Below are 14,392 nucleotides of genomic sequence, written 5' to 3'. Positions count from 1 at the left end.
GATATATAAATAGTTCAAAAATAATTACTGATATATTCATATAAGAATATAACCCTTAAAAAGAGAGGTGTTTTATTTTATGAAAAAAATGTTGTTAGCTTCATTAGGTCTTACACTTATGCTGAGTACTACTACTGGTATCGCTGTAGCCGAAGAAACAAATCCTACAGCAAACAAGCAACTAATTGCTGTTCCAACCCTTACTGGAAATGAACAGGAACCAAATGGCACCTTCGAACAAGCTAACCCTTTTTTTGTAGGTGATTCTATCATTGGGACCCTTGGTAAAGAAGGAGTTCCTGGAGTCTGGGAAGCCTATGATGTATTTAAATTTAAGGCTTATGAATCGCAAAAAGTTCATTTTACAATTCAGGGAGACAGATACTCTGATTCCTGGTTGCAAATGACTGTTTATAATAGTAATCATCATAAATTGAGTCGTTCAAGAGACGATCAATATTTTTTAGATGTAGAATTTGAAAAAGGTAAGGAATACTACCTAGTCGTCGAAGCACCAGGACTTGAACCTTACACAGGCAGAGCGTTCTTTTATAAAGTCTCTACTGAACCTAACTAAAATTATGTATTTACTTAGTAGCTTAGATAATCAATAAATACTAATTACAAAAGCCGTGCCCCTATTTCAGGGACGCGGCTTCTTGTGTTAAGTCACTTTACATTATTTATTCTTTACGACAAACGCGAGCTAAAGTCCTCGTAGGAGAACTGACGGATTACCTTGATGCCCTCTTCATCGTTGTAGCTGGCGATGGCTGGCAGGTTGACTCCGTTGAACATATGGTTTTTGACCATCGTATAATGGGCCATGTCGCAGAATACAAGCTTGTCTCCCGGCTTCAATGGCTCTTTAAAGGAATAGTCACCAATCACATCTCCAGCCAAGCACGTAAGCCCTCCAAGTCTGTAAGTATGTGCATACTCACCAGGCTTGCCAGCACCAATGATATTCGGGCGGTAAGGCATAGCCAGCACATCAGGCATATGACATTCAGCCGAAGTATCCAGAATGGCAATGTCCATTCCGTTTTTCATCGTATCCAATACGGTTGCAACCAGATATCCGGTGTTCAGAGCGATAGCTTCGCCTGGCTCAAGATAAACTTGCACACCGTATTTATCCTGAAAATATTGGATACAGCGTACCAGTGTGTCCAGATCATAGTCTTCTCTGGTAATATGGTGACCGCCGCCAAAATTGAGCCATTTCATTTGCTTAATGTATGGCCCGAATTTCTCATCCACGACTTTAATAGTGCGCTCCAGCGTATCTGAATTCTGTTCACACATCGTATGAAAATGAATACCGTCCACGCCATCCAGATCCTCAGGTCTAAAGTTAGCCAGAGTCACACCCATTCTGGAGTTGTTGTAGCAAGGATCATACAGCGGCGTTTCGATTTCCGAATATTCCGGATTCACTCGAATGCCGATATCGATTTTTTTGGAAGTTACGCCTTGCACTCTGCTTTTGAAGCGTTTCAGTTGATCAAAGGAGTTGAAAACAATATGGTCAACATACTCCAATAGCTCATCAAATTCACTGTCAACATAAGCCGGTGCGTATACGTGAACCTCCTTGTCCATTTTTTCGCGACCGAGTCTTGCCTCGAACAACGAACTGGAGGTTACGCCTTTTAAGTATTTGCCAACCAGAGGAAAGGTCGAAAACATCGAAAATCCCTTAAGAGCAAGCAGAATACTGCAACCTGTACGCTCTTGTACGGAATTCAAAACCTCAAGGTTTTTGACAAGAAGTCTTTCGTCAACAAGATAACAAGGTGATGGGAGTCCGGTAATATCAATATTCATCGCAGACCTCAATCAAGCAACGTTGGCGAAAAGTTCTCTTGCCATGGCAATCCGTGTTTATTTAGTGCTTCCATGAATGGATCTGGATCGAATTCCTCAACGTTGTAAACGCCTGGCTTTTTCCAGAGACCTTTGATGATAAGCATTGCACCGATCATGGCAGGTACACCTGTTGTATAAGAAATGGCTTGGGAGCCAACCTCTGCATAACATTCCTCATGATCACAAACGTTGTAAACATAATAGGTTTTCGGCTTTCCATCTTTCACGCCTTGGATGATGCAGCCAATGTTTGTTTTGCCTTTTGTTCTTGGTCCCAGAGAAGCCGGGTCCGGCAAAATAGCTTTCAGGAATTGCAGTGGAATGATTTGTTGTCCTTCATAATCAATAGGCTCGATCGAAGTCATGCCTACGTTTTGAAGTACGTTCAAATGATTCAGATAATTGTCCGAGAACGTCATCCAGAAGCGGATTTTTTTCACGCCTTTAATATTCACTGCAAGAGATTCCAGTTCCTCATGATACAAAAGATATATATTTTTCGGTCCAATTTCAGGCAGGTCGTATACTTTTTTCTCAGAAAGTGGCTCAGTTTCAATCCATTCTCCGTTTTCAAAGTAACGGCCTTTCGCTGTAATTTCACGAATATTGATTTCCGGATTAAAGTTAGTTGCAAAAGGATATCCGTGGTCCCCTGCATTTGCATCCACAATATCAATCGTATGAATTTCATCAAAATAGTGCTTTTGAGCATATGCCGTAAATACTCCAGTCACACCTGGATCAAAACCGCTGCCCAGCAGAGCTGTAATTCCTGCTTTTTCGAATCTTTCTTTGTAGGCCCATTGCCAGCTGTATTCAAACTTCGGCGTATCCGGCGGTTCATAGTTCGCCGTATCAACGTAATGAACACCTGTCTCAAGGCAAGCATCCATTATCGTCAAATCCTGATAAGGGAGAGCCACATTGATAACTACATCCGGTTGAAAGCTTCGAATCAAGTCAATGACCATGTCGGTGTTGTCAGCATCAAGCTGAGCCGTTTGGATCTTCGTACGACCTCCACCCAGCTTCTCTTTAAGCGCATCGCATTTCTCAACAGTTCTGCTTGCGATACAAATTTCTTCAAATACATCTGGGTTTTGGCAACATTTATGCACCACAACGCTGGCCACGCCACCGGCGCCAATAATCAATGCTTTTCCCAAAATAAATAACCTCCTTATTCCATACGCTAATCGCTATTCATTCTTGCAAACAAAATGATTATAAAGACATCCCACCAAATAATCAAGAAAAACGACAATTTGCTGTGTCAAAATTCACAGGAGCATGTCACAAAAACTTTACAAATCCCAAAATTATGCATAAATTCTTTGTGAAGCGAGCCAAAAGCAAACATTTCCCCATACATTACAAGGAATCCAACACACCTTTAATGGAAGTTTTCTTGAATATAATGCTCATGTCTTAAAGAAATCATATTATCTTATTTTTGAACAAAAGACCACCCCTCCGCGTCCTATGAAGAAGATTCATTGGGTGGTAAAATAATGGGCTGATAGGCTAATGCTTCATCTACAATCTCTGCCGCACTCAAATCACGGTCATCCCAATAAATCAAATTACTAATCCCCGGATGAGGTGTATTTTGCATGACTTCAGTCAGCATGCTGTCAAGTTCCTCCTCCGTTCCCTCGCCTCTGATAATTTTGTCCACCAACTGTATAAGCTCACTTCGGTTTAACTTTTGGAGTTTCAATGGGTTTCGGTCCAGACTCATACAATCGCCCTCCTAGGTATGGATTATAGTCAACATAGTGTTGTAGCCTTACACTTCTAGTGTAAGCACTATACGACCTATTATGGAGCTTTAAGAAGTGTCATAATAAATAAAGCCGCCCCCGGTACGGGAACGGCTCTATATCGTAATAAAGCATATTAAACCATGATTTTGCAAATATCGTTCGTGAATTCAACCGGATCTTGCAGCGGCAAGCCCTCGATCAGCAAAGCTTGATTATACAGTAATGCCGTATAGAGGTTTACCTTCTCCTTATCCTCGGCAAAGGCTTCTTTCAAAGAGTTGAACACCGCATGGTTCACGTTGATTTCCAGCACTTTATTCGCTTTGACATCAGCGTTATTCGGCATGGCGTTCAAAATTTTCTCCATCTCAATAGTCACTTCGCCGTCTGCGGACAGACATACCGGATGTGTTTTCAAGCGTTTGGAGGCTTTTACACTGGATACTTTGCCTTCCAGCAAGCCCTTCATGTACTCGAACAACTCCTTGTTGTCGTTTTGTTCCGCTTCAGTTTCTTTCTCATTTTCGTCAGATTCAATCCCCAGATCGCCACTCGATACGGATTTGAATTCTTTCTCTTTATAGCTTAAGAGCATTTTAATAGCGAACTCATCAATATCATCAGTGAAGTACAAAATTTCATAGCCTTTATCGGCCACTAATTCGGTCTGCGGCAGCTTTTCAATACGCTCGTTGGACTCCCCGGAAGCATAATAAATATACTTTTGATCCTCTGGCATACGAGATACATATTCGTCCAAAGTAACCTGTTTTTTCTCTGTAGAAGAGTAGAACATAAGCAGATCTTGAAGGGTTTCTTTATGTCTGCCGTAATCGTTGTAGACACCAAATTTCAATTGTCTGCCAAATGATTTGTAGAATTGATCATATTTCTCCCGATCATTTTTGAGTAGTGTCAATAGCTGGCCTTTAATTTTACTTTCGATATTTTTGGCAATCAGCTTCAACTGACGGTCATGCTGCAGCATTTCTCTCGAAATGTTGAGTGACAGGCTTTCGGAGTCAACCATACCTTTCACAAAGCTAAAATAATCCGGCAGCAGGTCAGGAGATTTTTCCATGATCAGTACACCGTTGGCATACAACTCCAGCCCTTTTTCATATTCCTTGGAGTAAAAATCAAACGGTATGTTCTCAGGAATAAACAGAATAGCTTGGTACACTACCGCGCCGTCCGCGCTGACATGGATATGCTGGAGCGGCTTGTCGTAGCCATAGCGTTTTTCCGCGTAGAAGTTTTGATAATCCTCGTCGGTTAGCTCGCTTTTATTTTTTCTCCAGATGGGCACCATGCTGTTAATACGCTGTTCTTCTTTGTAATCCTCAAACTCGTTGTCGCTTCCTTCTTTCAGACGTTTGCCTGTAACATCCATTTTAATCGGGTACCGGATAAAGTCAGAGTATTTTTTAATAAGCGCTTTTAAACGGTACTCGTCCAAATATTCGTCGTAGGACTCATCCTCGGTGTTTTCCTTGATTTTCAGTACAATCTCGGTTCCGACCTCGTCCTTCTCAGCCGCCTCAATGGTATAACCGTCAGCACCTGTTGATTCCCATTTATAAGCCGTATCGCTTCCCAAAGCCTTGGTAGTTACTGTAACTACATCTGCTACCATGAAAGCTGAATAGAAGCCGACGCCGAATTGACCGATGATGTCATGACCATCCTTGGACTCATTTTCATTTTTGAATGCCAATGAACCACTTTTAGCAATGACGCCCAGATTATTTTCCAGTTCTTCCTTGGTCATCCCAATCCCGGTATCACGTAGCGTTAGCGTTCTATTATCCTTATCGGCAATTACTTTAATATAATAATTTTCTTTGTCAAAGACCAATTGATCGTCTGTCAGTGCTTTGTAATAAATTTTGTCAATCGCATCACTTGCGTTGGAGATCAGCTCTCTTAGGAAAATTTCCTTTTGAGTGTAAATCGAGTTAATCATCATTTCGAGCAGACGCTTGGACTCAGCCTGAAACTGTTTTTTCTCCATTCGGATATCTCCTTTCAAATATAAACCTATGTAAGGCCAGCGGATAAGAGCTATGCAAACGATTCAACTTTGTTAGCACTCCCACCATTCGAGTGCTAGCCTACCTTTTTTATAACATTCCTCATTTTTTATGTCAATATCTTGCTTAACCTGCACAGTAAAATTACATTTCAGGAAATCGCTAGTGTCTGATCTGCTTAAACATAACGTTAAACAGTTCGACAGAGGATGGAAACAGCCCCTGCACATGAGGAAGCAGATTACTCCTGATCCGTAGCTCATCCTCATCCAAATGCCTTAGATCCTCATGAAAGAACCAGACAATAGGATAATCTCCGTCCTTATGTCTGCTGCCTGCATTTAAACACACAGGACCCTGATTGTCTTCTGCAATTGCAAATGGAATATAGCCTGCTGACAGCAAAGGTGACCATTGATCGATCAAATCATAAAATGCCTTTAAGCCATGACCTATCGGCAGACGTGGAAACTCTACAAACGTACAATCGCTCCAGTATACTCCCGGAATAGATTCATTATCGAATTGTAAAGATACATAATGGTAGGACATGATAAAATTCCTCAGCAGAGGCGGCAATTCAAAATGGTATTTTTCTTCCATATCCCGAACTTCCTGTTCTGTAATCTGTGAAGGAATAGGTTTCCACTTGATCCATCCCTCCTCATCGACGTTCCCATCACGCATTTCGAACGGTACATTTTCTTCCACATCCATAAAAAAGGCTTCATTCATCTGTGCAAATAACTCCTTCATGGATGTGCGAATATCCGCTTTCTTGTCCATGTTCTCACACCTCTTTCCTTTTTATTCCCATTTTGCACCATAGGTGTATGCCTCATGCGTCTTTATATGAAAATAGCATTGCAATCATATACCACTACTCTTTTTATGTTCAGCTTATCAGAACTTGCTTTTTTCACCATTTGCGGAATATTAGTATTACCAGCGCAATGGCTCATAACTACGCCAGAGCAACCAACGCTCTGTCTCGTGAATTGGAGCAGTGCCAATGCTATATTCATCCTTTGAGCCACTCTGCAAATCAATCAAATGAAGCATACCGCCATACGTCCCAACCGCCAGCATGCCTTCATCAGGTGTAACTGCCAGCCCGGATATCGTACTGCCGACAAAATAGCGCCAAAGTTCACGCCCCTCTCTATCAATAAGACGGAGATAGCCGTAGGCATCACCTAGAATAGATCCTTGTGTCAGCGCTACTGCAGCGTATACTCGCATTTCTTCATTTATTATCGGCCATTCTTCCTTATTCTGAGCAATTCCCTGCTCCACTTCGGCAATTGGCACCTGAATGGTGGCACCGTTGTAGAAATGACAGGCATTGTACCAGACATCCATATCATCTTTGGAAAATAGGGCATAATGCGGATAGCTGGAGCCTGGCTCCAATGTATGCACCGTCTTACCGGTTAAGTCCATAAGCAAATGCTCACTCATCTGGCTGCCATATGCGAGCCAGCGTCCATCCTTCGACACAGCTCCATGCGCCATATCCACAATCGTGTCTTCCAGTCCCAATTCCCTTCGTTCAGACGCCGTGGGATGAATCAATTCCACCTGATCACCAGCCAGCAAATAAACACCGTAACCGCAAACCAGCAACAGAAGCTGTCCATCGCCAAAAGGAATCACTTCATCTAATATATCCTCAGGGTGCTCCTCATCCGCCAAGCATTCCAAGTCAGGAATAGATGCTTTTAAACGGGCTTGTATATCCTTCCACTGAAAATAGGCTGTCTCTTCCCCTTGCAGATTCCGATCCGGTTGACGAACAATCCGAATCCCATTTCCACCCACCAACGCAAAATAACTCCCGTCCGGCGAACAACCTACTCGGTGCATTCCAGGGATTTGCCTGATTCCATCTTTTCCCGTCACATAGATCTGTCCGCGTTCCCGAGGGTTGCCTGCATGTAGAATGACTTCATTGCCTCCATTTATAAAAGCCATCGGCCTAACGGCTTGCAAAGCCTCCTCAAACGCTGGTGTAAGCGGCCAGGATGCAGCCGGAATCTCCTGACGTAACTGCTCTATTTCCCCGGCCTGATTTGCCTCCTGAATCATACGAAAAATATCTTCGGCTAGTTTGGAGCGTTCGTCTTGCTTTGGCTCTGGCTGCTCCTGCTGCCACTGGCTTTCCATACCGATTCTAACAAATTCATTCACGTCTGCGGCATACCTTTTTCCTTCCTGTCGCCACTGTGCCGCCATTTCATGATCCAACCAACTCATCCTGCTCCCCCCATCCAGTGTATGTATGTCTTATTTGTTCTACAGGCTTTATTCATTCTGTTAGGTGGTTCCTCACCTTCGTCAACACAGACCACAGGTCTGTCACTGCCTTTACCTCGTCATAGTCCAGATAGGCATCGCGCTTGTCGTAATATTTGACCGCCACAATCACCATCTGAAGTGTTACTGGCTTTCCAGCAGCCTTAAGAACTTCTACAACACTTTCAAAGGTGGCCAGCTCAAACCAGGTTTGAACCTGACGATCTGATATCCATATAGGAATATACTCGTCCTGCTCGTTAGTTACAGCTGTACCGTCCTCTGCACATTCCTCCAGCCAATGCTCATCCAAATAATAAATCGGTGTATGAACAGAGTCTTGATCCCATTGATCCACATTCACATATAACCAGTTATTATGCAGTTGCCCCACGCTGCCCACCAATTCCTGCATTCCTTCAAAAACACGATAAGAAGGGCGCTCCCTGCGACGGTAATCCTCAAGTCTTGTCTCATACCTGCTCATCTCCAGCCACCCCGTTTCTGTATCATCCAAACACTCAAAATTCGCGTAACATACACTTATAACTCATAAAACCCGATATAAGTACAAGCACCTCGTCCCTAGTTAAGACTACATAAGGAGATTGATCTGTTCATGAAAAGAATCACCGCACTTATCATCCTGTCCATGCTCTTACTTGTAACCCCGATCTACGCTGCTTCACCAGCACCTATGCTGGTTTATGTGGATCAGAATAACCACTCCTTCATCCCGCTTCGCCTCCTGAACAGCTATGAAGGGATCACGCTCAACCTGAACCCAGCGGACAAAAAAATAGAAATAGCGCAAGGCAATACCCGGCTTACCTTATTTACGGGACAAACTGTTGCTAAAGTAAATGATCAAACGATTCGTTTGCAAAATGCACCTTTTACCGATAACGGCGCTACCTATGTACCCTTGCAGTTCATCAACCAATATCTAAATCTGCAAGTCTTATGGCAAAAAGAAACCTCAGCTGTGCGAATTACGCAGGGTACGAAGTCTGTTACGCTTCCGGTACTTACCGGCAAGCTACTCGGAAACACTACCCCCATCACGACAGCTCATAAGAGCTTCAAGGTTGGATCTCGTACCTTTTCCGCTAAGGTGGTCACCATCTCCATGCTCCATCCCAAGGTAAGTTTGGACGTAGCACTGGCAAGCGATACCCTTGGTAAAGTGGAGGACTTAAGCAGTCTTGCCAAACGCAATCAAGCGGTTGTAGCCATTAATGGCACATTCTTTGACGCTTATACCAAAAGCTCCTACAAGACGCCTTACGGCTATCTGGTCAGCCATGGCAAGCTGTTGAAAAAAAGCTCCGGTGACCAACGTACCGTCTTTACCTACGATGCTAACCATTTAGCCAAGCTTGTGTCGGGTTCTGCCTTTGAACAACAGTTAAGTCAAGGCAGCGTCGAAGGTGCTCTTCAAGCTGGACCTCGTCTGGTTACGAACGGTCAGGTTTCCCTAAATGTCAAAGCCGAAGGCTTCAAAGACCCTAAAATATTAACAGGCGGCGGCGCCCGCAGCGCACTTGGAATTACTAGGGATCATAAGCTGATCCTCCTGACTACAAGCGGAGCGACCATTCCGCAGCTCGCCCAAATGATGAAGCAGGCTGGCGCTTATCAGGCCATGAATCTGGATGGCGGTGCTTCCAGCGGATTGTACTACAACGGCTCTTACCTCACCACACCCGGCCGCCAGATCAGCAACGCTATTATTGTAAAGTATCAATAGACGAATAAAGGGCTGTCTTCACGGATATGTAAGCCGTGGGGATAGCTTTTTCTTTTTTCCCAGTCACGGTTATTATGGCTCCCCTGTGTTCGAGCGGTTTGTCTGATCCGTTACGGTTTGATCCTGCAACCTACAATCGAACCAGGCTGGTAAAGCTGTTACTGCCTTCGCCTCCTTTTTTAAAAGAAAGATAAATACGGTGGTTTTCTCCTCTGCTTGCCAAGCATTCATAAAGTCCGGGTTGCACAGACAGGAATGACCCTCCCCATACACAATCAGGTTCTAACTCACCACCTGTGGCTTCCTCTCCTGCACCAATAAATATGTTCCCTGAAGGAACCTTCAAAAACAGCCGCACCGTCGGCTGCTCGATATGATCTGTTATCACAACCTCATACGTCCCATCCGCTCCCAGGTTCAAGAAAGCAGCGTTTCCCGCATTTAACTCCCCCAGCTCATCTGCTTCGATAGACCACCAATCCGGCTCATCGTTCAAGCGATGCTTCAGAGCTTGCGTATCAAATAGGCAAAGAGTCGCCGTGTCTGTCGTAAATTGAAATGGACTGATTGCCATGTTCATCATACAATCCTCCTGATAATAGTCAGCGAATTTCCGTTTTCCCACGTCTTCCGCTATCCGTATTGCTATAGATTTGAGGGAAATTATCCCTGTATGTAAAGTATAACAATGCTTGTAGAACCAGACAACATACTAGAGCCACCATCCATTCTGCATTAAAAAAGCCCTCCCTCACGATGTCGTGAAAGAGGGTCGCTTTGTAAGTTTGAGCGATGCTAACCTAACGTTAGATCAGAAAAGATTTGGTGATAATCACCAACAAAATGAACAATACCAAAATCGCGCCTGTGGATGTCCATGCTCCACCGTAACCTACTTCACCCATGTCTAAATCCCTCCTTGCGTTAAAGCTTACTCTTATCGTATGTAGAAAAGTGGATAACGATCGGGCGAATCGGCAAGTTTATTTGCCATGGAGGAGATTCTTAGAAAATGGACTGATACGTTTCGGATGAATCAGTTATGACTCGGGATGACAACTGGCAGAGAATGTCGTCGGATCTACGCAACAGCCTGCTCACATCTTTCTGCTTCATCTTTTGAATGAGCGAGGTTTCTAGCTGGGATGAAAGAAATTGAGTGGTGCCTATAAATACAACAATATCCAATCCGGGGTTGGTGTCAGTATGTAATAAGTGCAACAAATCCGCCATGGACAAGAGTCCCGGAGGGAAAATACTATTAGTTTCTTTCATATATAGAGCTTTTACCATGGAGGTTAACGCCCTGTCACAGAGGATAATGCAGCATTGGAGTTGGTTATGCTTGTACAGAATTTGGGCTAGTTTCATGTGGTATTGGGATAGCGTGTGGAAATCGGTTATTGAATGATGTAGGTGTTGTACAGGTCTGGATGGTTGAGTGGGACTTGGAATACAGGTAAAAGAGCTTCTTTCATATCTATTCCTCCAGAGAATTTCAAGAATAGTCTTATTATACTCTAAAATAATACTTATAGATATAATTAATAACGAATATACGATTCTTAATCTCATGTTTACCAAAGAAAATCTTGTCTACGCTTTTTAGTATGAAGGGGTGTAGATGTATGCTGGACAAAGAAGTGTTAAAGCTAGTTGGGGCTAGAATAAGAGTTTTACGCAAAGAAAAAGGCCTCTCGCAAGAAGCACTTGGGGAAAAAGGCGGATTTCATTTTACATACATTGGGCAGATCGAACGTGGAGAAAAGAATGTTTCCTTGATAAATGTAGCTAAAATCGCAAAAGCACTAGACGTAAACTTAGTTCAGTTGTTTTCATATGTAAGCGAGGACCCCAAAATTGTGGAGTCTGATGAAGATATTATAGAAATTATTACAATGCTCAAAAAATCGAGTCCAGAAAAGGTACGTTTGGCGAGGAATGTGATACGGGAGATTATCAACTAAGAAGATTCTCAAAAATTGTGAGAGCAATCTCTTGGGAAATAAAAAAAGGACCATACTTTTCATTTTCAGAAAATCATAGTCCTCATTTTTTATTCAATACCAAAAAGGCACATTAGTTATTTGTCATGACCTTCTTAGATGGATTATCACTCTTTGCAGATGAACTTTAACGCAACAGCCATTCCTTTATTGTCAATGTAGAAGAACCATTTTGAATGAGCGGATCTAAATTCCCAATCTTTGTCGCCTCCTCAAGTGACGCTGCTTTTATTAAATAGGCTCCTCCCGTTCCATCGCTAAATGGACCATACTTTTCAAGAGCTCCCTCTTTCTTTAACTTTTCCAGATGGTCATAGTGCCCTTTGATATCATCAGTATTGAACTTGTTTGTTCGTGTAGTGATTAATAAAAAGTAATTCATTGATTTCCCCTCCATATTTCCCTTGTAATAAAAAATATCTGGCGTTCCTTTAAGAAGATATTACAGCGTTAGCTATTGTAATAAAAGTCCTTAAAGATGAAATGCAACTATAAGGGAATTTGGTCAATTTTAGTGGCTTTAACCAGTTGAGTACGCAAAGCGTGCGAAACAAAAAACCACCTGATGCAATCGTTATAATAGGAGTGTTCAAGCTACTATGTATAACGAAAGGAGAAGGTGGTTTTTGTGGCACAAAGCAGAGATGGCATGGCACATACCAAGTGGATGTTTGAGGCAACCATTAGAAAGTATATTCAAGAGCAGGAAAACCAGAGGCTTATAGCCTCAGAGCAACCACCCGTCTGACGGGTGGTTATGATTTGAAAACGTACCTACAGCACCTATAAAATATGCACTATTCTCTAGTAGTCTAAACGTCTTATTCACTACCACATTTTTCTTCGCTCATCGAACTAGGGTTTGTCTTCTAAAACAAGCTGAGATTCTCAAGGAAGAAGATCTGAAAACGGCGAAAGCGTATCACTTGAGCTCATTTTCGAAGTTATGGAAGCAGGAAACGCCTGAGAAAGCGAAAGTGTTTTGGGATGACTGGTATTTTTGGGCGACACATATGCGCCTTCTCAGTATTTAATGCGAAGGAGCTTTCGGGACCATAATACCAGCCCATAATCTCGTGAAAACCCATAAGAGGAATGTCCGTAATATACAGGAGTACTGCCTCTTTTCGACGTTGTCCCTCAACATTCTACGAATGCTTGAAAGCTCTAGCCAGACCAATGAAGAATCACATCGTTTGTGAACATGCATAAAGGGTCTGAAGATTTTTTCACGGACCCTTTTGTCATCAGTCCTGGCGGTGTCCGGTGGTGTGGTGTTAACCTATCGTATCAACAAAGCCTGATCCCAATCCGGGCTTTCCTCGCAAAGCAAAGAAGCTAGCACAAGTGCCACGCCCGCGGCACCCGTCAAAAAGCCCGCTTCATCCACTTGCTCATACTTGCCATTTACAAAATATTCATCATAATAACCAAACTTCGACTCTGCCGCATACTTATCCAGCACAGCCACAACTAGTTCATCACGAATCGCACCAAGCTTCACATGACCCGTATCCGAATACATACGTTGAACCATATGAAGCAGGCCTCCTATACCGTGACACAAGGTAGAGGCGGTGAGTCCTCCCATGGTCTGGATGCGATTCTCAATGTCTACATACGCCTGCAACCCAATTGCGCTCCATTCCTGATTATGCATCGCTTGCCCAGCTAGCCAGATGGATCGTGCAATCCCAGGCACCCCATAGCACCAGGAGTCCCACGGGTCTCGGATACTGCTCGGATGCAATTCACCCTGAAGTACCTCTTCAACAGCGACTCGCCCCGGCCATAACGTTCCTGCTTCACCGCTCACTCGCCATCGACATATCCACTCGGTGAGCCGCCGCAGATCTGCACGCATCGCTTCTGTTGTCATGCCCTGCAATTGCGATAGACTCAGAAAAGCCAGCGGTCCTGAGATACCATGGGATAGGCCCAGGTTAAAATTCCCATTTGGATACTGCACCTTTTCATGTTCGAGGAACTGATTCGCAGACAGGATATGCCAAGCAGGGATCCGATGTCCTTGATAATCTTTTTCCCCGCAGAAGATATGGAATACTTCAACAATCCGTTGCCAGATAATCTTCATCTGCGGTCGATCTGAGAAAGCCAACACAACTCGTGCAATTCCTGTCAAACCTTCGATTGTATCGTACTGACTAATACGCAATTGCCCTTCTTCCCACTGGTTTTTGCATATCTCTACATAATTTAACACAGCTTCCTCGAACCAACTAGCCAGTGTATCTAGCATGCCTTGGTAGCGCGTATTCTTTCGTGACAGAGCACGAACGCCTAGCAAAATACCCGCTAACCCACTGTATAGAGATAGAGTATGAATACCTTGCTGTTCGATTACCTGTTGGATCTTTTGCAGGTAACTATGCCCTACCATATCCCAACCGTTATCAGGATATAACTGATCCAGTTGTCCCATTAATACACAAATACCCGTAAATCCACCCGAGAAGCTTGTGTCTGACCATCGTGCTACCTGTTTCCCTTCAATCACTTGCCCAGGAACCTGCTTCATCTGGGCACGTACTTGATCAGGATCCTTATAACGCTGCACAATCGCCTGCAACACTTGTGCTACTTGCTTCCTAACTTCCCCACTTAAGGGGATCCATTGTGTCGATACCGCACTTGCCGCTTTCATCCTCA

General features: G+C 43.5%; 14 protein-coding genes. 3 read left to right on the top strand and 11 right to left on the bottom strand.

Going from position 1 to position 14,392, the window contains the following annotated elements; translation table 11 throughout:
* The first annotated feature begins 79 nt into the window (after positions 1 to 79).
* Positions 80 to 577 (top strand): hypothetical protein, encoded by a 498-nt coding sequence (locus KSP24_RS14885; RefSeq protein ID WP_216975585.1) that lies wholly within the window; start codon positions 80 to 82, stop codon positions 575 to 577.
* A 113-nt stretch (positions 578 to 690) separates the two neighbouring features.
* Here KSP24_RS14885 and nspC read toward each other — a convergent pair whose 3' ends face one another.
* The 7 genes from nspC to KSP24_RS14850 all read right to left on the bottom strand — a co-directional run bounded on the left by nspC (position 691) and on the right by KSP24_RS14850 (position 8,453).
* Positions 691 to 1,830: a carboxynorspermidine decarboxylase gene (gene nspC, locus KSP24_RS14880; protein ID WP_016819677.1), complete on the bottom strand. Its 1,140-nt coding sequence runs from the start codon at positions 1,828 to 1,830 to the stop codon at positions 691 to 693.
* 8 nt (positions 1,831 to 1,838) lie between these two features.
* Positions 1,839 to 3,038: a saccharopine dehydrogenase family protein gene (locus KSP24_RS14875; RefSeq protein ID WP_013370430.1), complete on the bottom strand. Its 1,200-nt coding sequence runs from the start codon at positions 3,036 to 3,038 to the stop codon at positions 1,839 to 1,841.
* 314 nt (positions 3,039 to 3,352) lie between these two features.
* Positions 3,353 to 3,613 (bottom strand): bacteriocin immunity protein, encoded by a 261-nt coding sequence (locus KSP24_RS14870; protein ID WP_216975583.1) that lies wholly within the window; start codon positions 3,611 to 3,613, stop codon positions 3,353 to 3,355.
* A gap of 158 nt (positions 3,614 to 3,771) precedes the next feature.
* Complete coding sequence (gene htpG, locus KSP24_RS14865) at positions 3,772 to 5,652, bottom strand: molecular chaperone HtpG (protein ID WP_040101687.1); 1,881 nt, start codon at positions 5,650 to 5,652, stop codon at positions 3,772 to 3,774.
* Positions 5,653 to 5,833: 181 nt separating this feature from the next.
* Positions 5,834 to 6,457: an SMI1/KNR4 family protein gene (locus tag KSP24_RS14860; RefSeq protein ID WP_013370427.1), complete on the bottom strand. Its 624-nt coding sequence runs from the start codon at positions 6,455 to 6,457 to the stop codon at positions 5,834 to 5,836.
* A gap of 156 nt (positions 6,458 to 6,613) precedes the next feature.
* Complete coding sequence (locus tag KSP24_RS14855; RefSeq protein ID WP_216975581.1) at positions 6,614 to 7,927, bottom strand: WD40 repeat domain-containing protein; 1,314 nt, start codon at positions 7,925 to 7,927, stop codon at positions 6,614 to 6,616.
* 52 nt (positions 7,928 to 7,979) lie between these two features.
* The gene (locus KSP24_RS14850) at positions 7,980 to 8,453 is read right to left on the bottom strand and encodes a hypothetical protein (protein ID WP_216975579.1); all 474 of its coding nucleotides are present in this window, start codon (positions 8,451 to 8,453) and stop codon (positions 7,980 to 7,982) included.
* Between the two features lie 132 nt (positions 8,454 to 8,585).
* On the opposite strand from KSP24_RS14850, the gene KSP24_RS14845 reads away from it, so the two are divergent.
* On the top strand, positions 8,586 to 9,716 hold the full coding sequence (locus KSP24_RS14845) for a phosphodiester glycosidase family protein (protein WP_058829367.1): 1,131 nt from the start codon (positions 8,586 to 8,588) through the stop codon (positions 9,714 to 9,716).
* Positions 9,717 to 9,846: 130 nt separating this feature from the next.
* Here the strand turns inward: KSP24_RS14845 and KSP24_RS14840 are convergent, their stop codons facing one another.
* A complete protein-coding gene (locus KSP24_RS14840) occupies positions 9,847 to 10,299 on the bottom strand; it encodes a DUF6386 family protein (RefSeq protein ID WP_216975577.1) in 453 nt (150 codons plus the stop codon).
* Positions 10,300 to 10,522: 223 nt separating this feature from the next.
* Positions 10,523 to 10,621, bottom strand: coding sequence for a hypothetical protein (locus KSP24_RS14835; protein ID WP_014599622.1), 99 nt, complete (start codon positions 10,619 to 10,621; stop codon positions 10,523 to 10,525).
* 723 nt (positions 10,622 to 11,344) lie between these two features.
* Between KSP24_RS14835 and KSP24_RS14830 the strand changes: the two genes are divergently transcribed.
* Complete coding sequence (locus KSP24_RS14830) at positions 11,345 to 11,683, top strand: helix-turn-helix domain-containing protein (RefSeq protein WP_058712638.1); 339 nt, start codon at positions 11,345 to 11,347, stop codon at positions 11,681 to 11,683.
* 166 nt (positions 11,684 to 11,849) lie between these two features.
* On the opposite strand, the gene KSP24_RS14825 is transcribed toward KSP24_RS14830, so the two are convergent.
* A complete protein-coding gene (locus KSP24_RS14825) occupies positions 11,850 to 12,104 on the bottom strand; it encodes a YciI family protein (protein ID WP_016819666.1) in 255 nt (84 codons plus the stop codon).
* A gap of 900 nt (positions 12,105 to 13,004) precedes the next feature.
* Entirely contained in the window at positions 13,005 to 14,387 is a 1,383-nt protein-coding gene (locus KSP24_RS14820; RefSeq protein WP_058712041.1) for a lanthionine synthetase C family protein, read from the bottom strand.
* Positions 14,388 to 14,392 lie beyond the last annotated feature (5 nt).

Origin of the sequence: Paenibacillus sp. AK121, assembly GCF_019042715.1 — a bacterium.
GTDB lineage: Bacteria > Bacillota > Bacilli > Paenibacillales > Paenibacillaceae > Paenibacillus > Paenibacillus polymyxa_C.
Note: the sequence above shows the minus strand (reverse complement) of the source record. Positions and strands in the feature narration are given on the sequence as shown.